Origin of the sequence: Litoribrevibacter albus (assembly GCF_030159995.1) — a bacterium.
In the GTDB taxonomy this organism is placed as follows: Bacteria; Pseudomonadota; Gammaproteobacteria; order Pseudomonadales; family Litoribrevibacteraceae; genus Litoribrevibacter; species Litoribrevibacter albus.
Genome location: NZ_BSNM01000014.1, coordinates 168,624 through 191,904, shown reverse-complemented (window position 1 = coordinate 191,904; position 23,281 = coordinate 168,624). Strand labels below are relative to the sequence as shown.

Below are 23,281 nucleotides of genomic sequence, written 5' to 3'. Positions count from 1 at the left end.
CCTATTACCTAAATCTTTATAAACGGCACATCAAAGAACACAAAAAGCATCGAGTATCTTTGGGCCAAAATTGTCTGAAAGAATTGAATTAGATAAAGGTAGGTGGCGCACGAATTCTGCTTTGAGAAAGAACTGCGCTGGGTTGAGAATCGACAGAATCTAGAATGTAGAACGAGGAATACGAGGCTTCTAGAGCACTGGATGATACAAAAAGAGCTACGTCTGAATCTGAGTCCTGATCTATTGCATCATCGTTGGTAAGATCCCAACTGCTCTCATAGGCAACATTAAGCGAGTTTATGTCGCCGAAGCCTAGAGAAAGGCCCGCTACCCATAAAACGCCAATGTAGAGAAGAATGCGCATCATAACTCGACCATAAAACAACGTAGGTTCATGTTATTTCTAAATGGATGAAAAAACGAATTTCCATAAAATTCATTATAGTAGACATCCTAACCTATAAAGACTCTAAATTGACTGCTTAGTTCAGTTTATATTGATTCAAATTGTAACTAATCCAAGAGATCTAATATTTGATCCTTTGATTTCCATGAACATGGAACGATACTTGACCTTTCCCACGACATTAGCACTCGTAAAAGAACCACGTTACACGTTGAGATGACTACCATCTACGGTTATCATCCGCCGAAATTTATGCTTATACAAGGAAGCACAAGATGATGTTGTTCTTACCTAGCCAAGACGAACTGGATTGCATTAACGATGAAGGTCTTATTCTTGGAAAAATACGGTTTGATAGCACCAAAGACGAGCACACATTTCACCCTGCAAATGAATCAACTAATTTATCCGATTCAGAGAAGGCTCGTATTGCAGAGAGACTATCAGGTCTGGATTCAGGCAAATACTCGATGCCTACGCAAGATGATGATTGATTTTTGAATAGATATGTTACTGACGGAGTAGTTATAAAATAGGAGCAACAAAATAGCGAGAGTTAAACGATTAACCAGCGTCATTTGAAATAACTATTAAGCTCCAGGAAAAAATGGAATTTTAAAATGGTGCCCGGGGCCTCAACCACCGACATTTTCAGCAACGTTCATTAACATCCACTTACCATAGTTATATCAATAGGTTACCTTAAACCCTTGTTCATTAGGATTCACTAAGCTACGCTTACTTTTAAATCCTTAAGATGGGTTTTATGGTGGGTAGTAAAGGATGGGTCCGTAAACTATGCCTAGGGTAGCTAAGCAACTATCAGTCAAAGAGATCGATAAGTTAATCCGTGATGTAACACTAGGCAAACATGCCGTTGGTGGTGTGCCAGGGTTACTTCTTCAGATCAAATCAGAACATGCTGTCAGCTGGGTTCTTCGCGCTCAAGTTGGCAACAAACGCAAAGAAATTGGCTTGGGTTCTTACAGCACATTAAAACTCAAAGCAGCCAAAGAAAAAGCGCTCGATTTTCGTCAGCAGATCGAAAACGGCATAGATCCAGTTAATACCCGAAAGGTAGCCAAGTCAAAACTAATAGCAGAACAAGAAAGCTTCAAGACCTTTGAAGAACTTGCCCAAGAGTTTATTGAGAAAAAATCCAAAGAGTATAAGACTGCTAAGCAAACTCAGAAGCTTGAAAGTATGCTCAAGAACTACGCCTACCCTCACCTCGGTAAAATGTCAGTTAAAGACATACAGATCGTTCACATCGAGAACACGCTAACTCCTATCTGGGAAACCAAGACAGAGACAGCTACACGGTTGCGTATCTATATAGAGGGCATTCTTACTTTGGCCATCGTTAAAGGCCTGAGGCATGAGCTAAACCCGGCCCGTTGGAAAGGCAATTTAGATCAGGTATTGGCTAAGCCCGAAAAGGTTAACAAGGTACAAAACTACAAGGCACTCCCTGTAGATGAATTACCGAGTTTTATGAAGGAATTGGTACAACAAGACTGGATGGGGGCAAAAGCCCTTACCTTCGCCATTTTGACCGCTGCACGATCAGGCGAAGTAAGAGCTGCGAAATGGGATGAAATTAACTTAGAAGAGAAACTCTGGACGTTACCAGAAGAACGCATGAAGGGCGGGAAAAAGCATATAGTGCCTTTATCTGAGCAAGCGATAGAGTTGCTTAACTCATTAGACAGAAACTACAAATACCTATTCCCCAATACCAAAGGAAATGCACTAACCGATGCCACCATCTCTAAAGTGCCTAAACGCCTAGACCGAGACGTAACCGCTCACGGCTTCAGAAGCACCTTTAAAGACTGGGCGAGAATTCATACAGACTATGCGGATGAAGTCTCTGAGTTAGCCTTAGCTCATGTATCGTCAGATGCTACACGAGCGGCTTATGCCAGAGATGGGCTAGTGGATAAACGAAGGGCGATGATGAGAGATTGGGCGGAGTATTGTTTTAAATATAAACAATGAACCTCAAAACTAAACAATGCCCCCCTACAACCCTTTGAATAAGTTAACGAGGTATTTTACTAAATCATATACCACGTTTAGCCGAAACACCCAGGAACCATTAAGACTGAATAGTGAGTTGTAAAAGGAATAGTTAAGATACAAGTACGAGCGGCAGTCGCTGGCTACGTGCTAAGACATTGGAATATCGATTGCTCAGCCGATCATTCATTGGAGGACCGTGAATTTCATTTGTGGCTAGAAAATACACCAACACTTTATGGAGCGGAGAATTTAAGTATTGCGCCTGGATACAACCAACTACATTGAGCGCAAGCCATTCTAGTGAGTAGTAACGACAAAAAACTGTATACATATACAGAATACTTCTGGATATAGTTATCAGCAACTGATAGCATGCGGAAAAATTTAAAAGGGCAACTCTAATGACAAGCAGCACTAGACAATGCGTAATCGGAATCAAGGGGGCAAAACCTGATCCTGAATATCCAGTTAACTTGTGGTTTGATTCCTTAAAGTCTGTTGCATCTGTCCTTTCTGAAGATAATCAAAAACTGTTAGAAATGATCGCTCAACATAATCCGGAAACAGTTACTGAACTATCTAGCATATCAGGTCGTGCAGTTAGCAACTTATCTAGAACCATCAAAACCTTTGAAAAGCATGGTTTAATTAAAATCGAGCAATGTGGGAAAAAGCTACAACCAAAGGTTATCTATGACACCTTTCATGTTGTCTGGAATACAAACCAAGAAAAAGCCAAAAGCGAGAAAAACTTGAACAATTACAGCCTAGTATCCATGTTCACAGGTGTCGGAGGCCTGGACATGGGATTTGAAGGTGGCTTCAAATATAAAAACACACACTTCAAGAAGCAGCCATTTGAAACTCTATCAGCTTATGAAAAAGACGAAAAATGCGTTGAAACAATTAAGAGAAATCTCGACATCCCAATTCAGCAGGTTGAATTGAGTGAAGAGTTAGTGGCCGACTTTCCATCGGCTGATGTCTTGATAGGTGGATTCCCATGCCAAGACTTTAGTTCTTGTGGCCCAAAGAAGGGGTTAAATTCTGAGCGGGGCCAACTTTATAAGGTGCTGGTTAAATATATGAATACCCACCGCCCAAAGATTGTATGCGCTGAGAACGTGCCTAATTTGGCGAGAATGGAAAAAGGAAAAGTTCTAGAAACCATTATTAAAGACTTCGAGCTTCAAGGCTACAAAGTACAAGTTTGGGATCTGTTTGCTCCAGACTATGGAGTGCCGCAAAGTCGTAGGCGACTATTTTTCATTTGTACTCGCAATGATATAGAAGGTGAACCCGTAAAACCAAAACCGTCATTCATCAACAAACATCGCGGAACCCAATGGGCAATTGGTGACCTAGAACATGTTATTGATGAATCAGTTCCTAATCAAAGTCAATATTTCAAAGCATCAAAGGCAAAAAAAGGGAATGGCCAAGGTGATGAGCACTGTAAAGCTGACCAGCCTTCATACACAATTAGAGCAAATGCAAAATCTAGAGTTCAATTTCACTACGAGCTCGAAAGGCGACTAACGATAAGGGAGTGCGCAAGACTTCAAACCTTTCCAGATAACTTTGTGTTTCCCCACTCGGCAACCACCAATGTCATGCAAATAGGTAATGCTGTACCACCAATTCTTTCATACAAGGTCGCAAGCTCCATAAGAGAGTTTTTAGACTCGATCAAATAATAAGGACTCTCTATATGAAGGGCGATCGTAACGCTGTTTTTGATTACATTTTTAACAAAGCCGATGAAATTGGCTACATGGGACTAGACTCTTCTGCATCAAACAAGTTTCAAGATGACTTACAGAATGATGAACGCTTAAAAGAGATCGCTGGAGAGCAGCTATCTAGAAATTATATTAAAGACACGGTTCTCAATAACTACAGCAAAAAGCAACGTTACATTACCAAAGAAGATGTCCTTAAAGCCATTTCCGATATCGATGAGTCGAATATTATTGGGGCAAAGAAAGACCTAGAAAATGGTCTTTTCACAATAGATTACCTCGATACTTCAGTAAAATGTACGAGCTCAAGCTTTGGAGAGTGGCAAACTGTAATCAAAAGATTTGGAAAGAAAATTGCCAATGAGCAACGAATTGCTTTCTTAACGTGCGGCGGTGTCCAAAAGGAAGCAAATGAAATATCAGAGGTAAAAGAAACAGTTATTTCATATGGTATAACGCCTATTATAGTGAAGCCACATGAACCGCCTATTGAACTAAAGAGCTTTGTACTTCCCCCCATAAAACCTACAGCTACCGGAAATTCTGTAAGAACTAGCAAACCGTTCATGCTATTAGCAGGCATTTCTGGAACAGGCAAAACACGCTTCGTTCGAAAGCAAGCGGAAGCTACAGGACAACTTAATGAGACATACTGCTTAACCTCCGTAAGACCTGACTGGCATGAACCAAGTGATCTATTAGGTTATATCTCTCGACTTAGCGGCAAAGCAGAGTATGTAACCACTGATGTACTTCAATTTATCGCTAAAGCTTGGCGAAGCATTATCGACAGTGGATTAACTGTAGATGTCGTAAACCTTGGTGAGCGTGGCGAAAGATTGAGTGTTAGTGGCGATAAGAACACCTTGAGCGCTATCAAGCCTTACTGGCTTTGCTTAGACGAGATGAATCTGGCACCTGTAGAACAGTATTTCGCGGATTACTTATCTGTTCTTGAAACTAGAGAATGGGATTGGAACGGAGATCAGTTCACTTACAGCAGCGACGCCTTGTTAAAACCAGCAGCAATCAATGAACTTGATAACAAAGAAAAACTGAGAAAAGATCTTGGTTTCGAGTCGGTCATTTACGATGCAACATGGCAAGCGATTTGCCAATATGGGCTTCAAATACCATTCAACCTTATTGTTGCTGGCACAGTTAATATGGATGAAACCACACATGGTTTTTCCAGGAAGGTCATCGATCGTGCATTGAGCTTCGATTTTGGCGATTTTTTCCCTAACGACTATTCAGAATACTTTGAGCCAAGCAATATCAATAAGACGATCAGTTTTCCATTTTGGTCAGATGCGAAAACCAGCATAGAGCAACTTAAAAGCACTGCAGATGAAAATGGAGATAAGAGCATTGAGTTTCTAAATTCAGTCAATGCTGTCTTAAAAAATACTCCTTTTGAATTGGCATATCGTGCACTTAACGAATTGCTATTAGCCGTAATCAGTGCACAACCCAAAGATGATATAGCACTAAAGGCCGTGTGGGATGATTTTTTGATGTGTAAGGTTCTACCGCGAATAGAGGGTGATGTAGACAAACTAGGAAGTGAAAAATCTTTGCTCGTAAAGTTGGAGTCTGAGCTTTCTAAACAGCTATCCCCCATTTGGGATGCCGCTACAGATTCTGCTAATGCCAGACCTGACTTATATCGTGAAAAACTAGTTGAAGAGGATGCACCTGAAGACGAAAAAGCTATCCGTATACAGTGCAGAAGCAAAGGAAAAATAGAATGGATGAATAAACGTCTATCAAGTGCTGGCTTTACGAGCTTTTGGCCCTAATGCTAACTCTTAATAAAAATACTAATTCGAAGAATAGCTAATGCCAGAATTATTGAGACTTCGAACGCCAGACTTTGAGTTTTCCGTGTGGACTAATGATATTCGTGCACGTTCGAATGTATATCGAGAAACGATGGAAAAGCGCGCAAATTTATTGCGCTCTCCATCTCCTGAATTACGTTTTTTACCGGCACAACGAGTAACGTCAGATTTCGTTTATGATGCGACAACAGACTTACCTATCAGTGATATTACTGAGGAAAATAATGGCATTGAAAAAACAAAAAATACAGAAGCGAAGATCGAGTCGTTAGAGCTTAATTCGCCTTTATTTTTTGAAAACACGCAATATCAGTTCGAATGGGTGTTCTTTGACAAAGTAACTGAAGCCAAATTAGCTCACCGAAGCCAAACTATAAATGAGTCGTTCCGCTTTGCCAGTCGACGAGGCCAGATGCAAGCCAGGCTCACAGGTACGATCAATACAGCTAATGATGTTGGCTGGATGAGACTACCAGTACAGTTCGTTACGCAAGGAAAAGAGTATATACAGAATATCTCCTTTGAAGTACTTCCAACCAAGATGGCACTTCATCAAGATTTACCATTAATGTACAAGGCTATTGACGATGTTTTTCCTCTTTGGAGATTTAGCTTAGTAGAGAAAACAGAGCAAGACGCTGCACAAAGCACAGAACGTGGACACTTCCCATTAATGTGGCTGGCTAACTTTAGCCAACTTCGGGAGCGGTTTGAAAAAGGGCTCAAAGTGATATGTGCTGCCCCTCACAGCCGTTTACAACCTACAGTAGCAAACATCAAGTCAGAGAAATTAAAGGGCCGATTGCCGTATAAACTAGGTGAAAAAATCAAACAAGATTTTGCTAATGGCCTTCATGACAAACGCTATCGAGTCGAAAAGAAGCAACTAAGTGTTGATACCCCTGAAAACCGCTTTATAAAAATGGCTGTTACACAGTGCAAGCGCCAGTTATCTGGGTTTGAAGCCAAAATCAGAGAAAGCAATCAAGCTCCCGAGCGTCAGCGTCTTTCTAATTCTTTTTTAGATGAAATGCATAGCTGGCAACAACCACTTCAGAAAGTCTTAAACCAAAGTTTTCTAAAGGATGTTAGTGATTATACTGGTCTTAATCGTGAGTCTTTAGTCCTTCAGCAAAAAACAGGGTACAGTGCAGTTTACCGTGTCTGGCAAGAACTAAAATTCTACTTGAATGTGTTTGGCAATCAGTCGAGCATATCAATGAAGTCTGTTGCTGAAATCTATGAAGTTTGGTGCTTTCTGCAAATTAAAAATATTCTAGAAGATAACTTAGGTTTTGGTAGCCCTTTACATAGAAAGCCCAATCTAAAAAAAGGGATCATGGACGAACTTAAGTTAGTGAATGGTGACAAGGGGGCCTTTGAGTTTTTCAGAGAAGAAGATGGTGTACGAGCAAGCCTATACCATGAGAAGTCATACGGAAGAAAAACAAATGAAATACGAACTTTTCTGTTGACTCACAAGCCTGATATCGTATTGGAAATTATTTTTCCTGACGGGAGAAAATTTGTTTGGTTATTTGATGCAAAATACAGAATAGAAAGTATTAAAACTTCAGAGCAAGGCTTATTTTTAGGCAAGCCACGTTTAAAAGACACGGAAAAATGGAATAAAGCTGACCTTCAAGAGAAATCTCACTTCGCCTTCAAAATACAAGATGGCGTGCCTGATGATGCCATAAATCAAATGCACCGCTATAGAGATGCTTTAATCCAACTAGATAGTGTAGACAAAAAGAGTAGACCCGTTTTTGGTGCATTTGCACTCTATCCTGGTTTTTTCAACCAACAAGAAGAACGTAATCCCTATAGAGATGCTATTGATGAAATAGGTATTGGAGCTTTTGCCTTATTGCCAAATGATGGTACCAATACTCATGGCTCGGAGTGGTTGGTGGATTTTCTCAAAGTCCAAATTGGAGAAGCCTCTCGTCAAGACTCAGATTATAGCTTGAAGTCTGTCGCCGAAAGTTTATATGTTAGGGAGCCTGCACGAATCCCTTACCATGGAATGCGTCAGGTTTTGTATTCCGATCTTGCATTAACAGTAAACCTAGGTGGTCAGCAAGGACGCAAGAATAGTTATTTTGAGGCTTTTACAAACGGAACTGCAAATTGGTACCACTTGCCTAAGAAAACTTTCGACTCGAAGTTCAAACAGCATATCGCTTATGAATTAAGCTATTTGGGAATTGCATCAAACTCTACAGTAGATTCGAGAACAAAAAGTATTAACAAGTTATGGCCTGTTCAAAACGTTCAGATAAAGCCTAGAAATGAAATAGGTGCAGATATAGCGGGCAAGGATTCCGACTCGAACGAACTGTATTACTTGTTCCAGTTAGGCCGACCACTATATTTACAAACCTGCATTGAAAGAGTTCCTCACTTGCCAGTTATAAATGCTTTAAGACTTACTACCTTAAAGAACCTCCAAGAAGCTCAGATTTTCGAGGATATAGAACAGGTATACAAAGAAGCTCTCAACAGCAAGTAATTTAGCCAACCGAGAAGAATATAGAATACATTCCTCTCGACTTAACTCAACGAATTCATTAGCAATCATTTTTAATCGGACAGATCGTATCCTATATCTACTCGGTATTCATAACTACTTACAAAAATGTATGATTCGATTAGGAGTTTTCGATTTCTGACAACCTGTAATTTAGACTTATGCTTCTCAACTCAATCAACCTAGAGAAATATAAAATAAACAGCATAAAAGAGCCTTTCGGCTCATCTATGCTCTAGTCATAGATTGTTATCTCGATCAGCGACCTTCTGTTCCATCCACTCTTCAATATCGGACTCAATCCAGGCAACTGCTCTGTCACCTAAAGAGACTGACTTCGGGAACTTGCCCTCAGCCATGAAGTTATAAACCGATGTTCTGCCAAGGCCAGTGATGTGCATGACTTCTTTTAATCGTAAAAATCTCATGAGAATTTTCCTCGTTAGTTTCGCTCATGAAATTTCCGAGGTATGTAAAAGTTTACGCCCACTCCTCCACCAGCTGGCTTAAAAGTCGATTCAAAAAAATCTCACACCCACATCATTACTGCGCATACACATCGATGAAAACTAAGGAGACAGCTATGCGTAATCATTCAACACAGATGTACTTACTTGATCAGCCTGCTTCAGAACACCAGATCCTGGAAGAGGCAGCTATGATCATCGAGCAACGTCATCTAAGAGAAGGAATTTACGAGAATCCAACAGCCACCAAGGAATTTCTTAACTTCAAACTCCACCAGCATGACCGTGAGGTTTTCAGCGTAATGCTGCTGGATAACCAACATCAGCTGATTGAGTATCGGGAATTATTCTTCGGGACTATCAATGCTGCCAGTGTTTATCCTAGAGAAGTGGTACTGGCCGTCTTAGACGCAAAAGCCTCTGCCGTGATCTTTGCCCACAACCACCCTTCTGGTCTTCCAGAGCCCTCTCAGGCTGATATTCAGATAACCAAGCACTTGATCGATGCATTGAAGCTAATTGATGTGCGAGTACTGGATCATATTGTCGTCGGTAAGGATTCCGTTTCCTTTGCCGAACGAGGCCTTCTCTAACCCCAGCAGCACAAAACCTTCTCAATAATTCCAGACACTTAGAACACTTCTATCACTTCAATCCTTTAAGTTCTCAATTTAGCAATTTGAGCACTTTGGAGTGCCCGTATACCGGAGCTTTGCGTTCGATTAAGGCTTTGAAGTGCTCATATCGGTGTCTCTGACCAAAAAAGGAACTTAACCATGGCTGAAGTAGATGCAATCAAAGACCAGGATACGATCCGCCTGATTGGCCACTTGTTAGAAAGGCGATTTAGTAAGCAAGTCTCGGATGTTTGGTGCATAGGGTTAAACCTAGCCTTAAGAATCTCAGATCTGCTTGCTATTCGATTTCATGACATCCATCAGGACAGACTCTTCTTGAGGGAAGCAAAAACAGGCAAGACAGCCAATATCCAGATCAACCCAAAAACTCTTCAACTCATCGAAAGAATCAAACAGGAGCACCCCAATCATGAATACCTCTTCCAATCACACAGAAACAGGCAAGCCATTAATCGAGCTGCTCGTCCAATTTCTCGTCGATACGTTACACGAGCTTTTGCTGAAGTGGGTCAAGAACTAAACCTTAAGCTTGGCACTCACTCCATGAGAAAGACTCGCGGCTATCACCTATATCAGGCAACTAAAGATATTGGCCGAGTGATGAAAATGCTTCGACATTCCTCTGAAGGCGTAACACTGAGATACATAGGTATTACTCAGGAAGACGTTGATAAAGACTTTGTGGAGCTGGAGTTGTAACTATGCTCGATACTGAAATCATTGCCAAAGCCATCTCAAAGGCTAACGAAGGCAAACAAGCCTATATCTTTCAGTTTGAGGATGGCACTTACTTTGGCCAGAACAAGTACAAGGTCAAAACAAAACGTTCAGCACTACGACTGATTGATCCTGACTACTTCAAGAAACATTATCGAGAGGTGAAAGTAACAGTAATTCCTGTACTTACACGCTAAAACTAGCGTGCGGTGTACAGCATAGAACGAGGGCCACAAAGCCCTCGATTCTATTTTTTTTGATACCTACATTATCTTTAAAAAGGCCTGTTTTGTCAGTTCTGACTACGACCGAAATTACGCTTTCCATCAGTAAAATCCTTTGAATAGAGCTTGGCCATATAGCTAACTCTATAAATCAAAGCAGCCACCTCCTGCCTGAAAGTAGGCAGTTTATAGTTCAAGAAATAATTTCTATTCTTAGGAAAGTGCACTCCCTTCTTAGCTTCGTCATATGAGCAACCTAAAGCGCTCGCCCAAGCCTTTCGAATTCTTGCACTCATATTACCTTCATCATGATTTATATTACCGACGGTGTTATAGGTTTGTTTATTTAGGAACAGCAATACATGAAAGTGATGATTTACGCTGCTATTTTTTTCCCTTACCCATACATAACGCAACTTGCAATCATGCACCCTTACACCTTCCCTTCGCCTTGCATAAATGTTGTTCTCAATCTGCGACTTAAGAGATGCAAAAAACTTAGTTATGACCTCATTCGTATCGTATCGTCTTCCATCAGGAAAATTCAGATCAACACGTAAAGCGTATGTCTCATGATGATGGGTTACTGCACAGCCTATCGTATCCCAGATACCATTAAGGTACTCAATGATCAATGGCTTGAACTGATACTGAACAGGTAGCCCCTGGTATGTCGCTTCATTTGAAAGGGTTAAAGAAATATTTGAGTTGTCATTGTTCATTTTAATCTTCCTAAATCAGTGAATGAATGTGTTTCCACATAGGAAGACTGAGAAATGTATTTTTTGTACTTACTGATCTAATTGATGAGCTAGTCTAGTACTTAGTATTACTCATTGAATCTATCTATTTAACAGGGTCATCTCCCTAAAGGGATAACCCTTAAACATTGAGAGCTATATATTATTAATTACCTACAGCGACCCCCTAATGATTTTTGGATCCTCTGATTCGAATCAGCTATAAACGCGGGGCATTTAACCGAATGGTTTACTCTGAAGTTAACTATATTTTTAAACTAAATCATGGGCCCTTTTTGGGAAACCTATCTACTTTTTTTACAGGTCTCGATAGCAAACGATACAAATATAAACTCTCTTTTTTTAACTCCTGTTCCTCACTAGGCAGCACTCCAGTCTTGAGAAAGAATTTAGTATCACAGTCCTTTGAATTAGGAGAACCTGAATATGAAAAAAACACTAAATAATCTTGATTATGATGAGTCAGCACCTGATATCTTTTCCCCACAGGAGAAACCAACCCCTTCTCTTCAAGCAGAGACTTGATTAAACAAGCCCTTCTGAGAACCAAATAGAAAACATAATCAATCAATACATTAACCTGAGTTTCACTGGTTTCTGCTTTTGGTTTTAGAGGAAAAAATTCACTCTTAATCGTACCCATAATTTTTTTTGCCGACTCATGTTCTTTTATGCACCGAGATGAGTTTAAAGAAACTGAATTGGGGCAATCATTTAGAACCCCCCAGGACTCTGTTAAAAGTTGAGAAACCAAAACATCTAACTTATAACAAAAGTATCGAACAATTCTCCCACCCACAGGCTTATCCTGAAAAAACGCTAAGAGAGCCCTAGCCTCATCTTCAGTTAACGATTGGAAGCTGGAATTTGTCCCCAACATCTTTGTTCTGATTTTAAATTCTTTAGCGAAAGCATCTAACTGTTGATCTTCATCAGGAAATTTCTCTTTAAGCCGCTCTTTCAAGAGTCTTAATTCATAGCCTATCCGAAAAAAACTCCATTCCTTGGTATTTCGTATATTCCAAGTATCTTCATCTAACTGAAGAACCAACACCTGCTGCGGCTTAATAGAACAAATAAATGAATCATGATCTAGATTCAGAAAGTATGCCCCCTTAGCCACTCCAAACAGATGTGTTCCTGTCACTCCCGGCGTAAAGAACCTAATGTATTCAAGATCCATAAGCTTCTCTAGTTGCGACTTGAGACGATCTCTCGACATACCTGTTAATTTGGCAAGATCTGCCACACCTAAATTTCGAACAACACCGTTTTCATCTGCATTAATAAACAAGACCAAAAGAAGCAGCCTATTAGCCAACTTCAATTTGTGCGTTTTATCTGTATAAGTATCTTGAGCAATTTCGATTACAAAGGATTCCAAAGGCACGGAGCAATCAGTCTTTTTGATGCGATATAAATCATCTTGAAGCGCATAAGAAACGAAGATCCTATCAGGAGCTTTGTGAGCCCTACACTTCTCAAGCAGACCTTCATCCACTAAATATCTTAAAGCCCCAGATACCACCCTGTCGGTAACACCCAGTAATTTAGATATAGCTTTAACGCCCAATCCGCCTTCTTTAATTTCTTCGAAACGCATCAAAAAGAGCAGTATGAAAAACTTTTCTTCTGGACCTAAGCAGCCAAACTTATAGTTCAAGAGAGCTTTAATCACTAGATAAAAACCTATTTTGAAATAACCTACAACACATTATAGCGTATACTCACCTGTAGGTATTAATTAGATATTTACATATAACATCACTAAGTAATAATCATTAATATCACTAATATGATCACTAAGTCATAGTTTTAATATCACTAATATCAACACTAAGTAACTGCACTATACTCAAGTTAAACAACCAACCTTTAACTTATGAGCGGTGACAAGATTGAGTGACATCAGGAAAAAATTATCTGAATGGATTAATGAGCCTAATCCAGTAAAGCAGCAGTGGATTTACAACTACCTAGCCAAGCGCGGCTTATCTGGCCAGATCCGCATTGACCCTTATTCTCCAAACAACAGATATATCAATGAACAGATCCCTGATAGCAATTTAATTATCCTCAATGATCGCATTAGAAAAGCCTGGAGCCAGAAAATACATAGAGAGAAAAAAGGCTTAAAGTCATTCAATTTCATCATGAGTGAGCATATAGAGAAACAACTAAGGTACTTAGCAAAGAACCTAAACAAGAACCTAAAGGACACCCTTGAAAGCATCTTACTCAACACCTATAAAACCGAGAGAGAGCAACAAGAAAGACTAAAAGCAGAAGCCAAGAAAGAGAAAGCACTGAAAAGAGCTCAGGGAAATAGACCAACATGGCCTAACTTTGAAAATACGCTATTTTCAAAGGGATCTACAGAGAAACTAGAAAATGAACTCCTAAAGGCAAAGCAAGAGATCAATCACAAGGACAAACAGATCTCAGACCTGCTAGACATGCAGGGAGAACTAAGAGAAACCATAAAAGAGCTTCAGAGCACCTCAGAGAGCGATCAAAACCATACTCATACTTCCAACACCAACAACACACCTAAAGAGCCTGAAGGACCACCTAACTCAAACAATACCTCCTCACAGCACGAAGAGGTAATAATACACCTATGGGATAAGTTAAGAGCACGGACATTGCAGATGATTGAAGCTAATACCAAAGCCAATCTAAATCTAGCACTTGATGCTTCCATACCTGACAATCAAAAGAAGAAGATTCACAAAAAGGTAGCTACATCAGTATTAAAAGACTTCGATAAACTAAAGCAATACAAAGGAATAAGAGAGCTGATAGAAACCAAATCCTAATGGCGGAATTTATGGTGGGTTTTCAACACTCTATTCACCACAAGCCAGTAAAATCAAGGGATATTGGTGCCCGGGGCCGGACTTGAACCGGCACGACCGTGAAGTCGGGAGATTTTAAGTCTCCTGTGTCTACCAATTCCACCACCCGGGCATCGGATGTGATCTTACGATCAAATGTGGAATCTACTCAAGAAAGAGTAGAAAGTTGGAGGCGCGAGCCGGAATCGAACCGGCATCAGCGGATTTGCAATCCGCGGCATAACCATTTTGCTATCGCGCCAACTATTCTGAGTTGAAATTGGCTTTCGCCCTAGTGCAAATTCTCAACTCTGAATTTAACAACTTCTAATATTAGAAGCTGCAACACTCTCTTACAAGAATGATTCGTTCACCAACTTAGTTGATTTGGAGCGGGAAACGAGACTCGAACTCGCGACCCCAACCTTGGCAAGGTTGTGCTCTACCAACTGAGCTATTCCCGCTGAACGTGGATGCACATTTTATGGATTTAATCTTTTCGGTCAACCCTTTTTTGTTATCTTTTTGAAATTATTAAGAAATATTTGACTATTTTGACTAAGTTTTAATCAAGCTGTTCAAGCTTTATTCAACCCACAAAACAACTGACTACTTTGTAGTCTTCAATTCAGGCCAAGCCGCTTTTAAATAGACGAACATAGACCACAGGGTTAGCCCGGCAGCGACCGCCATAGAGAAATATCCCAGCATTCCGAAATAACCTAAAGCAGGCATTGTTGGATCTTCTGCTAATAAAAACGTAATCGCGCCCATCTGAGCCAATGTTTTAAATTTCCCAATAAAGCTCACCGCAACACTGGCTCGCTTTCCTAGTTCCGCCATCCACTCACGCAAGGCCGAAATAACGATCTCTCGAGAAATAATAATGGCCGAACACAACGTAATAAAAAGAGATTCATAAGAATGAACTAACAACACCAAAGCGACAGCCACCATTAACTTATCAGCCACAGGATCGAAGAAAGCACCAAATGGCGTGCTCTGATCCCACTTTCGGGCAAGGTAACCGTCCAGCCAATCAGTAAAACCGGCTGCCATAAAAATAAGAGCAGATACAATGAAGCGCCAATCGACAGGAAACAGATAAATTAAGACAAATACAGGAATTAACAGGAGGCGTATTGATGTAAGAATATTTGGGATGTTCATCCGAGATTACTTATAGTCCAAGAAACAAGTCCATCATCAGGGGCTGTCCGGTTCAGAACCGAAAGAGTATCAAGCACTAACCCCAAAAAACGTCCAACGAGTATAACATAGTTGGATTAAGCCACTAGCGATAATCTCCGACTAAGAAAATTCCATAGACAGAACCTTTAAAAGTTCTTTGTTATCAATCGGTTTCTCGATCAGTCCATCAAAGCCAACGCGCACGTAGGTCTTTTTGTCTTCATCAGACACATTCGCAGTCACCGCTATGACTGGAACGTCTTTGTCCATTCCTTTAATCTCAACACAAGCATCAATGCCGTCTTTGATTGGCATTTGAATGTCCAGCAGAACAATATCAGGCCGTTTCTCTTTATACATATCAACCACTTGTTGACCATTCTCTGCCATTCGCGTGTTCGCTTTGGTGCTTTCAAGTAGGGACAAAATCACCATTTGGTTAATCAAGTTATCTTCAGCAATCAGAATATCTTTGCCATTTAGATCCAGCTCATCACTTACATTCACTTCTTTGTTACCAGAACCATTGACCGTTCCAGGAATGAGAGGTATCACGACTGTAGCTTTAGTACCCTTGCCTTCTTCACTGTCTATGTTGATAGTCCCGTGCATTATCTCAACCAAATGTCGAGCAATGGTGAGCCCTACGCCTATTCCTCCATATTTTCTGGAAGAGGTGTTGTCACCTTGCTCAAACCGTTGAAACATTGTTGATTGCACTGCCTCCGACATACCGATGCCAGTATCCTGAATCTCGAAGCATAATTGCTTCTCTGTCGTATCAGTCTCAACCATAGATACCGTTATGCTGATTTCGCCTTTTTCCGTAAATTTTATCGAGTTTGATAACAAACAGCACAAGACACGGGTTAACTCAGTTTCATCACCAAGCCAGTTATTCAGAGAAACCGCTTCAGTAGAAACATCGAGTTTTAATTTCTTGGCATCAATTTGACTTTGATAGCGCCTAACCACGGATTTCAACACATTTGATAGCTTGAAATGCGATATGGTCAAATCTTTTGACTGATCATCAATTTTGGTGATGCCTAATAAATCATCAAAAATTTCCAACAGATCAATACTGGATGCATCAGCAAGCTCAACCAAATGCTTGGCTTGAGGAGACAAAGGCTCGGTCGTGACAATTTGCAATGCTGCAGATATTGCATTCATTGGCGTTCTTAACTCATGACTCATATTCGCCAAAAATTCTGATTTAATCCGATTGGCCTTTTCAGCCCTTTCACGATATTTCTCCGCAAGCATTTTCTGCTTCTCAATTCTGGACAAAACGCTTGCGACTTTATGGAGCATAGGTTGGAAAATATATCGCCCTTCAATTAACAACAGGATTACCGTAACGAACCAAAGCGCCCAAGCACCATTCACAGCAAAGGACACTCTACCGGTGGCTTCAGCTTCAAACTGTTCTACAACTTTATTCAAATCAACCAGTAGCGCTTCAGAATTGTTACTGGAAAAATGCGTCAGATCTTCCTTGGACGCTTTAGCAAACAACACCTTTTCGGCTGCATTAACAAACTCTCTTACTCTGCGATCTAATGCGATCTCCTTACTGTAATAAAGATGCTTAATCTGTTCACTAAGGTTTCGACTGCTTTTTTTCGGAGTCGCTGTTGATGTGAGCCATTGGTGATTTTTTTGAAATTTATCCAACGCTTTCTTCAACATTACCCGATGTTGTTCACTATTGACCGAATCGGGTTCTGAAATAACCTTGGATACATAAAGCGAAATCTTCTGCGACAGCATCCGCTGCATCCCAGAGATATTAATGTATTCAGCGTCCTTGTATTGTGCCCTGAAGATGTTCTCCATCATCAAAACAGAGCCTGTAACCAAGGCACCAACCAGACTCAGGGCAAGAATATAGCGCGCTTTTATTTGTTTCAGATTATTTTTTAACGTTGGCATAAATGTGTGACATTTTCCTAAACAGACACAAAATTTCAGTATAGAAAATAATCAGGATATTTGCCGAATAGCGATTTAGCTGAGATATAAAGGAAAGAGATCAAAAGCCGTTTGAATGATCAGACTGTGACGTTCAGCCAGTCGTTGATGATCCTTATCATAACCACCGCCAATGACGGTAGCGACAGGAATATGTCTTAGCAGACATTCTTTTAGAACCAATTCATCACGCTGCTGAATACCTGCCCATGAGATATTAAGCCGCCCTAGTTCATCGTACTCCCAAACATCCACCCCCGCGTCATAAAGAACCAGGTCTGGTGTATGTTCTGACAATAATTTCTGAAGCGTTTGTTCGACAACATCCAGATATTCTTGATCTGACAAGCCCACATCCAAGCCGATATCCAAATCACTTTGAGTTTTTCTAAAAGGAAAATTCTTTTCACAATGAATGGAGCAAGTAAACACTCTAGGCTCATCTTCTAGAATGGAAGCTGTGCCATCGCCTTGGTGTACGTCCAAATCAAAGATCAACACCTTCTCCACCTCACCCTGATGTACCAGCGTTTTAGCGGCATACGCCAAATCATTTAGGATGCAAAAACCTGATCCAAAATCATAATGTGCGTGATGAGTGCCGCCGGCAAGGTGCGATGCCATACCATATTTTAAAGCCAGACGGGCAGTTTCCAGCGTTCCATTTGGTGCCGTTAAGGTTCGATCTACTAAGCCTTGGCTCCAAGGCAAGCCAATACGACGCCATTCTTTATGATCAACCTGATTACCACAAAGCTTATTGAGATACTCCAGGCAATGTGCTCGACCTAAATCGTCCAACGAGGCAACATCAGGCTGAAAAAGGTTATTTGTGATATACCCTTTTTGTTCGACAACCTTGTGTAAGCGTACAAATTTCGACATCACAAATCGGTGGTTTTCGGGAAAAGGACAGGAGTAGTTAGGATGATACACCAAAGGCAACGACATACGTCTTAGTCCTTAATCCGATTAGATATTATGCAAGTTTGCATAAATTTCATCCGCAAGAGAGCGACTGATACCAGGGACTTTAGCCAATTCATCAGCACTGGCGTTTTGAATTTCCTGTAATCCACCGAAGAAGTTAATCAATGCCTTACGCCGTTTAGGACCAACACCTTCAATATCTTCCAATAACGAGCGTTTACGGGCCTTACCACGCCGCCAACGATGTTTGCTAACCGCAAACCGGTGTGCTTCATCACGAATATGCTGTAACAGAAGAAATCCGGGATGGTTGGCATCCAGAGCCAGTTCTTGATCCACACCATTGAGGAAAATGGTTTCGAAGCCAGACTTTCGCTCTGGGCCTTTCGCCAAACCTACCACGTCAATTCCAGTAACTTGAAGTTCTCGCAAAACATCGAGCGCCTGATTAATTTGCCCCTTACCACCATCAATCACCAAAATATCGGGAATCTTGCCTTCCCCTTTCTTTAGCTTGGTAAAGCGTCGAGTAAGTGCCTGATGCATGGCCGCATAATCATCCCCACCCGTGATGCCTTCGATATTGTAAGAGCGGTATTCATTTTTGGCGGGGCCGTTCTGATCAAAGACCACACAACTGGCAACTGTCGCTTCCCCTGAACTGTGGCTGATGTCAAAGCACTCCAAGCGCAACGGAACCTCATCCAGCTCTAGCGCATCCTGCAAAGATCGGAAGCGCTGCATCATGTTTTGCTTGTTGTTCAACAAGGATTGCAAACTCTGCTCAGCGTTCTTTAAGGATAATTCCAGCCATTTAGACTTCTGAGCCCTAACCTTGTGTTTAATCTCAATCTTGGTGTTAGCAATACTTTGAAAAGCGGAGACCAGCAGGTCCTGATCATTGGGTTGATGAGAACAGATCAGTTCTTGTGGAATTTCACGTGTCGCACCTTCAGTTAAATACAACTGAGTAATCAAGGTTGAAATCAGCTCGCTCTCTGTTTCATCCAATCGAATATTGGGGTAATAAATCTTATTCCCCAGAACCTGACCACCACGAACATACAAAACAGAAATACATACACCGCCCGGCTGCATCGCGACCGCTACAACGTCTGCGTTTGCATCCGATCCTTCGCCCGCAACATATTGCTGCTCCTGCACTTTACGAAGAGCAGAAATTTGATCACGAAGCTCTGCGGCTAACTCAAAATCCAGTGATTGAGAGGCACCATCCATATCGCGCATCAGTTCATGAATAACTTCGTTGTTCTTACCTTGAAGAAACATTGCTGTATGCCGTACATCTTCCTGATAACGCTCAGGCGTTACATAGCCAACGCACGGGGCAGAACAGCGTTTAATCTGATATTGAAGACACGGACGAGAGCGATTTTTAAAGTAAGCATCATCACACTGGCGAACTTTAAAAAGCTTCTGAAGCAAGGCAAGACTTTCTTTGACTGCGCCACTGCTTGGATAAGGCCCAAAATACTGCCCCTTACCTCGCTTTAGACCTCGGCGAAATGCAAAGTACGGATAATCACTGTGGTCAGACAAATAAACATAGGGGTAAGATTTATCATCGCGAAGCAAAACATTGAACGGCGGCCGGTGCTTTTTAATCAGATTCTGCTCTAACAACAGCGCTTCGGTCTCGCTGTTGGTAATGGTCACCTCAATGCTGGCTATTCGGCCGACCAATACTCGGGTTTTGACTGGCAAACCCGTGCTTCGAAAGTAGCTCGACAAGCGTTTTTTCAGATTTTTGGCCTTCCCGACGTACAGTAACCCCTGGTTTTCATCGAACATTCGATAAACACCAGGCAACTCAGTCACACTATTAAGGAAGCTTTTTGCATCGAATTGAGATTCAGAAGCGTGTTCTTCTGGGGCGTCCGTAGCAATTAAATCGGAAGACATATCACTCTCTATCAGGTCTTAGTCATTCACTGCGAACTAGCACTGACCTAAAACAAACCGTTGACCTTGGCTATAGACCACCATGTAGCTTTTACCAGACTCTTCTTCAACATCAGCCAGTTCAACCAACTGATAAAATACGTTGCGTGCAATCAACGCTTTTAGATTGGTTCTGACCAGTGCATACGGGCTTGGTTCGCCATCAATGCCCGCTTTGTACTCAACTTCTAGGTGATGGTCACTCCCTAACACGAAGCTTTCACCCGTTTTCGTAGTCAACTGCAGAGCTGCGCCCTCTTCTGTTTCTATGCTCTCAAGTGACACCACCAAAAACGGAGCATCTTCCACCTGGATACGCCACTTCTCAACCGGAGTAACCAGGAAGTACTCATCGTTCTCAAGCTTTAGAATGTTGCAAAAGATCTTCACAATTTCTTTGCGCTTGATCTCTGATCCTTCATGAAACCAACGTCCATCTCGTTTAACAACGATGTCGATATTTCCTGATAACTCAGGGTTCCACAACTCAACCGGCGCAGGCTTACTGCCTTTAGGAGAACTGTCTTTGATGAGTTCTGAAACGTGAGCTTCAAGATCTTTCATAAGTTACTTGTCCAATAAAGAAATCAATAACAGCTGGCTTATAGCCCGCGCTGCCATTCTTGTCGAAGTGGAATGATGCCCGGCTGATTAATCGCCGTATCTACTTTTTCGAGCAGTCGTTGTTTATCTGCACCCAAGGTTCCTTTAAGCACCAGATAGTTTGACGCATGATCCGAGCGGAATACGGTATTTTCCAGCTCAAGGTTTGCCAATAAGGTACGAATTTCCTTAAACAAATCTTCCTGAGTCAAAGGCTCGTATTCGCCACCAAAGCCTTCATTGAAACGTTGCTCGCCCATCGGGAAAGAAACAACCAGAGTGGACACAAATTCAGGCTGGGTCTCATTCATAAGTTTGGCACTGTTGATTGCGTGCTGCTCAGAATACTTCCTACCGCCCAAGCCATTAAGGATCATCACCGAGGACTTGATACCCGCCCCTTTCAGCTTCAACAAAGCTTCTTTCGAGGACTCAAAAGACTCGCCTTTTTGAACTTTTTCAAGAACTGTATCGTCACCGGATTCACAGCCCACGTAAACCATGGTCAGCCCAAGTTCTTTAAGCTCCTGCAGCTGCTCAACGGTTTTATTCTTTAGGTTCCTAGGCAAGCAGTACGCAGTAACCCGTTCGATGTTCGGATAATGTTTACGAATACATTCCAACACCTCTTTAAGACGACGATACGATAGTGTCATTGCATCGCCGTCGGCAAGAAAGATACGGCTTAAATACGGCATAGCCTTAGCCATCCGTTCAAGCTCAGCATCTAATTCTTCAACCGGTTTAACTCGAAACTTCTTCTGTGGCGCTGTATACATTTCACAAAAGGTACAGTTATTCCACGAACAACCATTTGTCACTTGTAAAATTAACGACTTAGCCTCACTCGGCGGACGGAAGACAGGTTCAATATAATCAATAGGAAATGCGTTCATAATGCTCAAATTTCTAAATAATATTTGATAACGGCTGACGCTTAGTCAGCCCGATACCACGCCAATTGGTCATGCAAGCGAACCACTTCACCGATAATGATCAAAGTTGGCGGTTTAATTTCGTTAGACTGCACAAGCTCAGGCATAGTTTCCAAAGTGCCTAACAACACCTTCTGATCTGGCGTCGTCCCTTTTTGAACCAATGCCATCGGCATGTCCGAACGCATACCATGAGCAATCAACTGTTTACAGATAATAGGTAATCCAACCAAGCCCATGTAGAACACCAGAGTCTGATTCTCATGAGCATATTCGTGCCACGGCAAGTCACAGGTATCATTTTTCAAATGACCAGTGATAAAGCGTACTGACTGAGAGTAATCTCTATGCGTTAACGGAATGCCAGAATAGGCCGCACAACCGGATGCAGCGGTAATGCCTGGAACGATTTGGAAAGGCACGCCACTGGCCGCTAACTCTTCCAGCTCTTCTCCACCCCGACCAAAGATGAATGGATCGCCACCTTTCAGGCGAAGCACACGATGTCCTTTCTGAGCGTACTCGACGAGTAACTGATTGATTTGATCTTGAGGCACCGTATGGTCACTGCGAGCTTTACCTACGTTTACTAACTTGGCGTCACGGCGACACATATCGAGAATCGGTTGAGATACCAAGCGGTCATAAAACACCACATCAGCCTGTTGAATAAGGCGCAGCGCTTTCAGCGTCAGCAAATCCGGGTCACCAGGGCCCGCACCTATCAGATACACCTCACCAGGATGAACGTCAGGATCAAATCCTTCCAACGCATCTACCAGCATTTCACGAGACGTTTGGGCATCATTAGCCAACGCTGCGGCACCTGCCGGGCCCTGAAAGAAACGCTCCCAAAACGCGCGACGACGATTGCTGTCTGAAATTTTTTCCTTAACCTTAGCTCGAAACTCTCCTGCAATATCGGTAAGTTTCCCGATGTGGGCTGGCAAGGCTGCTTCCAGCGTGCCACGAAGCAAACGACTGATCACCGGCGATTTAGAACCACTGGCAACGGCTGCAATCACAGGGGAACGATCAATGATCGATGGAAAAATCACATCCCCGCGAGAGGCATCAGAGGCTACGTTGACAGGAATATTATGATCTTCGGCAAATTGCGCCACCGCATGGTTTACTGAATCGTTATCTGTGGCTGCCACCACGAGAAAGATACGATCCAACAAATGATCCAGCGCATCGACATCGAATGTTGAGCGAATCCACTTAAGCTTACTGTCTTCAACACTGCTAGCGAGGTTATCATCGATCTCTGGTGAAATAACCGTCACATCAGCTCCCGCTTGGAGCAGGATATGAGCCCGACGGGATGCAATCACACCGCCACCGACGACAAGACAGATTTTATTTTCAAGCTTATGAAATAAAGGAAGAAATTCCATTCGAACTCCTCAGAATGGATGAACTACAGAAAGACCTAAGCACAGAAGTCAGTAGTTCAAAAAGTAAAAAGCACCGACCACTTGTTAAG

Annotated in this window: 21 protein-coding genes and 3 tRNA genes; 10 read left to right on the top strand and 14 right to left on the bottom strand. The window is 41.8% G+C overall.

Going from position 1 to position 23,281, the window contains the following annotated elements; genetic code table 11:
- Positions 1-88: 88 nt before the first annotated feature.
- Positions 89-367 (bottom strand): hypothetical protein, encoded by a 279-nt coding sequence (locus tag QQL66_RS11180; RefSeq protein WP_284381432.1) that lies wholly within the window; start codon positions 365-367, stop codon positions 89-91.
- Between the two features lie 314 nt (positions 368-681).
- On the opposite strand from QQL66_RS11180, the gene QQL66_RS11175 reads away from it, so the two are divergent.
- From QQL66_RS11175 to QQL66_RS11155, 6 genes are all read left to right on the top strand, one after another.
- Positions 682-900, top strand: coding sequence for a hypothetical protein (locus QQL66_RS11175; RefSeq protein WP_284381430.1), 219 nt, complete (start codon positions 682-684; stop codon positions 898-900).
- Between the two features lie 304 nt (positions 901-1,204).
- Complete coding sequence (locus QQL66_RS11170) at positions 1,205-2,407, top strand: tyrosine-type recombinase/integrase (protein WP_284381429.1); 1,203 nt, start codon at positions 1,205-1,207, stop codon at positions 2,405-2,407.
- 129 nt (positions 2,408-2,536) lie between these two features.
- A complete protein-coding gene (locus QQL66_RS21280) occupies positions 2,537-2,716 on the top strand; it encodes a BrxR family transcriptional regulator (protein ID WP_489146134.1) in 180 nt (59 codons plus the stop codon).
- Positions 2,717-2,832: 116 nt separating this feature from the next.
- A complete protein-coding gene (gene dcm, locus QQL66_RS11165; RefSeq protein WP_284381428.1) occupies positions 2,833-4,128 on the top strand; it encodes a DNA (cytosine-5-)-methyltransferase in 1,296 nt (431 codons plus the stop codon).
- A gap of 14 nt (positions 4,129-4,142) precedes the next feature.
- Positions 4,143-5,975 (top strand): McrB family protein, encoded by a 1,833-nt coding sequence (locus tag QQL66_RS11160; protein ID WP_284381427.1) that lies wholly within the window; start codon positions 4,143-4,145, stop codon positions 5,973-5,975.
- A 40-nt stretch (positions 5,976-6,015) separates the two neighbouring features.
- The gene (locus tag QQL66_RS11155) at positions 6,016-8,532 is read left to right on the top strand and encodes a restriction endonuclease-like protein (RefSeq protein ID WP_284381426.1); all 2,517 of its coding nucleotides are present in this window, start codon (positions 6,016-6,018) and stop codon (positions 8,530-8,532) included.
- Positions 8,533-8,789: 257 nt separating this feature from the next.
- Here QQL66_RS11155 and QQL66_RS11150 read toward each other — a convergent pair whose 3' ends face one another.
- Entirely contained in the window at positions 8,790-8,978 is a 189-nt protein-coding gene (locus QQL66_RS11150; RefSeq protein ID WP_284381424.1) for an AlpA family transcriptional regulator, read from the bottom strand.
- A 155-nt stretch (positions 8,979-9,133) separates the two neighbouring features.
- Between QQL66_RS11150 and radC the strand changes: the two genes are divergently transcribed.
- From radC to QQL66_RS11135, 3 genes are all read left to right on the top strand, one after another.
- The gene (gene radC / locus QQL66_RS11145; protein ID WP_284381423.1) at positions 9,134-9,610 is read left to right on the top strand and encodes a RadC family protein; all 477 of its coding nucleotides are present in this window, start codon (positions 9,134-9,136) and stop codon (positions 9,608-9,610) included.
- A 183-nt stretch (positions 9,611-9,793) separates the two neighbouring features.
- Entirely contained in the window at positions 9,794-10,354 is a 561-nt protein-coding gene (locus QQL66_RS11140) for a tyrosine-type recombinase/integrase (RefSeq protein ID WP_284381422.1), read from the top strand.
- Between the two features lie 2 nt (positions 10,355-10,356).
- Complete coding sequence (locus tag QQL66_RS11135) at positions 10,357-10,569, top strand: hypothetical protein (protein WP_284381420.1); 213 nt, start codon at positions 10,357-10,359, stop codon at positions 10,567-10,569.
- Between the two features lie 95 nt (positions 10,570-10,664).
- Here QQL66_RS11135 and QQL66_RS11130 read toward each other — a convergent pair whose 3' ends face one another.
- Positions 10,665-11,318: an inovirus Gp2 family protein gene (locus QQL66_RS11130; RefSeq protein WP_284381419.1), complete on the bottom strand. Its 654-nt coding sequence runs from the start codon at positions 11,316-11,318 to the stop codon at positions 10,665-10,667.
- Positions 11,319-11,619: 301 nt separating this feature from the next.
- On the bottom strand, positions 11,620-13,035 hold the full coding sequence (locus QQL66_RS11125) for a helix-turn-helix domain-containing protein (RefSeq protein WP_284381417.1): 1,416 nt from the start codon (positions 13,033-13,035) through the stop codon (positions 11,620-11,622).
- 220 nt (positions 13,036-13,255) lie between these two features.
- Here QQL66_RS11125 and QQL66_RS11120 point away from each other — a divergent pair, with 220 nt between their 5' ends.
- A complete protein-coding gene (locus QQL66_RS11120) occupies positions 13,256-14,176 on the top strand; it encodes a hypothetical protein (protein ID WP_284381416.1) in 921 nt (306 codons plus the stop codon).
- 64 nt (positions 14,177-14,240) lie between these two features.
- Here the strand turns inward: QQL66_RS11120 and QQL66_RS11115 are convergent.
- From QQL66_RS11115 to cysG, 10 genes are all read right to left on the bottom strand, one after another.
- A tRNA-Leu gene (locus QQL66_RS11115) sits at positions 14,241-14,327 on the bottom strand.
- 55 nt (positions 14,328-14,382) lie between these two features.
- A tRNA-Cys gene (locus QQL66_RS11110) sits at positions 14,383-14,456 on the bottom strand.
- Between the two features lie 126 nt (positions 14,457-14,582).
- Positions 14,583-14,658, bottom strand: a tRNA-Gly gene (locus QQL66_RS11105).
- Between the two features lie 145 nt (positions 14,659-14,803).
- Positions 14,804-15,364 (bottom strand): CDP-diacylglycerol--glycerol-3-phosphate 3-phosphatidyltransferase, encoded by a 561-nt coding sequence (gene pgsA / locus QQL66_RS11100; protein WP_284381415.1) that lies wholly within the window; start codon positions 15,362-15,364, stop codon positions 14,804-14,806.
- A gap of 141 nt (positions 15,365-15,505) precedes the next feature.
- Positions 15,506-17,323 carry an ATP-binding protein gene (locus tag QQL66_RS11095; protein WP_284381413.1) on the bottom strand — a complete coding sequence of 606 codons (1,818 nt, stop codon included), beginning with the start codon at positions 17,321-17,323 and terminating at the stop codon, positions 15,506-15,508.
- A 75-nt stretch (positions 17,324-17,398) separates the two neighbouring features.
- Positions 17,399-18,313 carry a histone deacetylase family protein gene (locus tag QQL66_RS11090; protein WP_284381412.1) on the bottom strand — a complete coding sequence of 305 codons (915 nt, stop codon included), beginning with the start codon at positions 18,311-18,313 and terminating at the stop codon, positions 17,399-17,401.
- A gap of 21 nt (positions 18,314-18,334) precedes the next feature.
- Positions 18,335-20,215: an excinuclease ABC subunit UvrC gene (gene uvrC, locus QQL66_RS11085; RefSeq protein WP_284381411.1), complete on the bottom strand. Its 1,881-nt coding sequence runs from the start codon at positions 20,213-20,215 to the stop codon at positions 18,335-18,337.
- Between the two features lie 36 nt (positions 20,216-20,251).
- A complete protein-coding gene (locus QQL66_RS11080; RefSeq protein ID WP_284381410.1) occupies positions 20,252-20,818 on the bottom strand; it encodes a DUF1285 domain-containing protein in 567 nt (188 codons plus the stop codon).
- A gap of 38 nt (positions 20,819-20,856) precedes the next feature.
- Positions 20,857-21,753: a radical SAM protein gene (locus tag QQL66_RS11075; RefSeq protein WP_284381409.1), complete on the bottom strand. Its 897-nt coding sequence runs from the start codon at positions 21,751-21,753 to the stop codon at positions 20,857-20,859.
- A gap of 41 nt (positions 21,754-21,794) precedes the next feature.
- Positions 21,795-23,192 carry a siroheme synthase CysG gene (gene cysG / locus QQL66_RS11070; protein WP_284381408.1) on the bottom strand — a complete coding sequence of 466 codons (1,398 nt, stop codon included), beginning with the start codon at positions 23,190-23,192 and terminating at the stop codon, positions 21,795-21,797.
- Positions 23,193-23,281: the final 89 nt, after the last annotated feature.

What these genes read in the sequence shown, in the direction of transcription:
- QQL66_RS11180 (WP_284381432.1), bottom strand. Translation starts at nt 367, where the DNA reads ATGATGCGCATTCTTCTCTACATTGGCGTTTTATGGGTAGCGGGCCTT.
- QQL66_RS11175 (WP_284381430.1), top strand. Translation starts at nt 682, where the DNA reads ATGATGTTGTTCTTACCTAGCCAAGACGAACTGGATTGCATTAACGAT.
- QQL66_RS11170 (WP_284381429.1), top strand. Translation starts at nt 1,205, where the DNA reads ATGCCTAGGGTAGCTAAGCAACTATCAGTCAAAGAGATCGATAAGTTA.
- dcm (WP_284381428.1), top strand. Translation starts at nt 2,833, where the DNA reads ATGACAAGCAGCACTAGACAATGCGTAATCGGAATCAAGGGGGCAAAA.
- QQL66_RS11160 (WP_284381427.1), top strand. Translation starts at nt 4,143, where the DNA reads ATGAAGGGCGATCGTAACGCTGTTTTTGATTACATTTTTAACAAAGCC.
- QQL66_RS11155 (WP_284381426.1), top strand. Translation starts at nt 6,016, where the DNA reads ATGCCAGAATTATTGAGACTTCGAACGCCAGACTTTGAGTTTTCCGTG.
- QQL66_RS11150 (WP_284381424.1), bottom strand. Translation starts at nt 8,978, where the DNA reads ATGAGATTTTTACGATTAAAAGAAGTCATGCACATCACTGGCCTTGGC.
- radC (WP_284381423.1), top strand. Translation starts at nt 9,134, where the DNA reads ATGCGTAATCATTCAACACAGATGTACTTACTTGATCAGCCTGCTTCA.
- QQL66_RS11140 (WP_284381422.1), top strand. Translation starts at nt 9,794, where the DNA reads ATGGCTGAAGTAGATGCAATCAAAGACCAGGATACGATCCGCCTGATT.
- QQL66_RS11135 (WP_284381420.1), top strand. Translation starts at nt 10,357, where the DNA reads ATGCTCGATACTGAAATCATTGCCAAAGCCATCTCAAAGGCTAACGAA.
- QQL66_RS11130 (WP_284381419.1), bottom strand. Translation starts at nt 11,318, where the DNA reads ATGAACAATGACAACTCAAATATTTCTTTAACCCTTTCAAATGAAGCG.
- pgsA (WP_284381415.1), bottom strand. Translation starts at nt 15,364, where the DNA reads ATGAACATCCCAAATATTCTTACATCAATACGCCTCCTGTTAATTCCT.
- QQL66_RS11095 (WP_284381413.1), bottom strand. Translation starts at nt 17,323, where the DNA reads ATGCCAACGTTAAAAAATAATCTGAAACAAATAAAAGCGCGCTATATT.
- QQL66_RS11090 (WP_284381412.1), bottom strand. Translation starts at nt 18,313, where the DNA reads ATGTCGTTGCCTTTGGTGTATCATCCTAACTACTCCTGTCCTTTTCCC.
- uvrC (WP_284381411.1), bottom strand. Translation starts at nt 20,215, where the DNA reads ATGTCTTCCGATTTAATTGCTACGGACGCCCCAGAAGAACACGCTTCT.
- QQL66_RS11080 (WP_284381410.1), bottom strand. Translation starts at nt 20,818, where the DNA reads ATGAAAGATCTTGAAGCTCACGTTTCAGAACTCATCAAAGACAGTTCT.
- QQL66_RS11075 (WP_284381409.1), bottom strand. Translation starts at nt 21,753, where the DNA reads ATGAACGCATTTCCTATTGATTATATTGAACCTGTCTTCCGTCCGCCG.
- cysG (WP_284381408.1), bottom strand. Translation starts at nt 23,192, where the DNA reads ATGGAATTTCTTCCTTTATTTCATAAGCTTGAAAATAAAATCTGTCTT.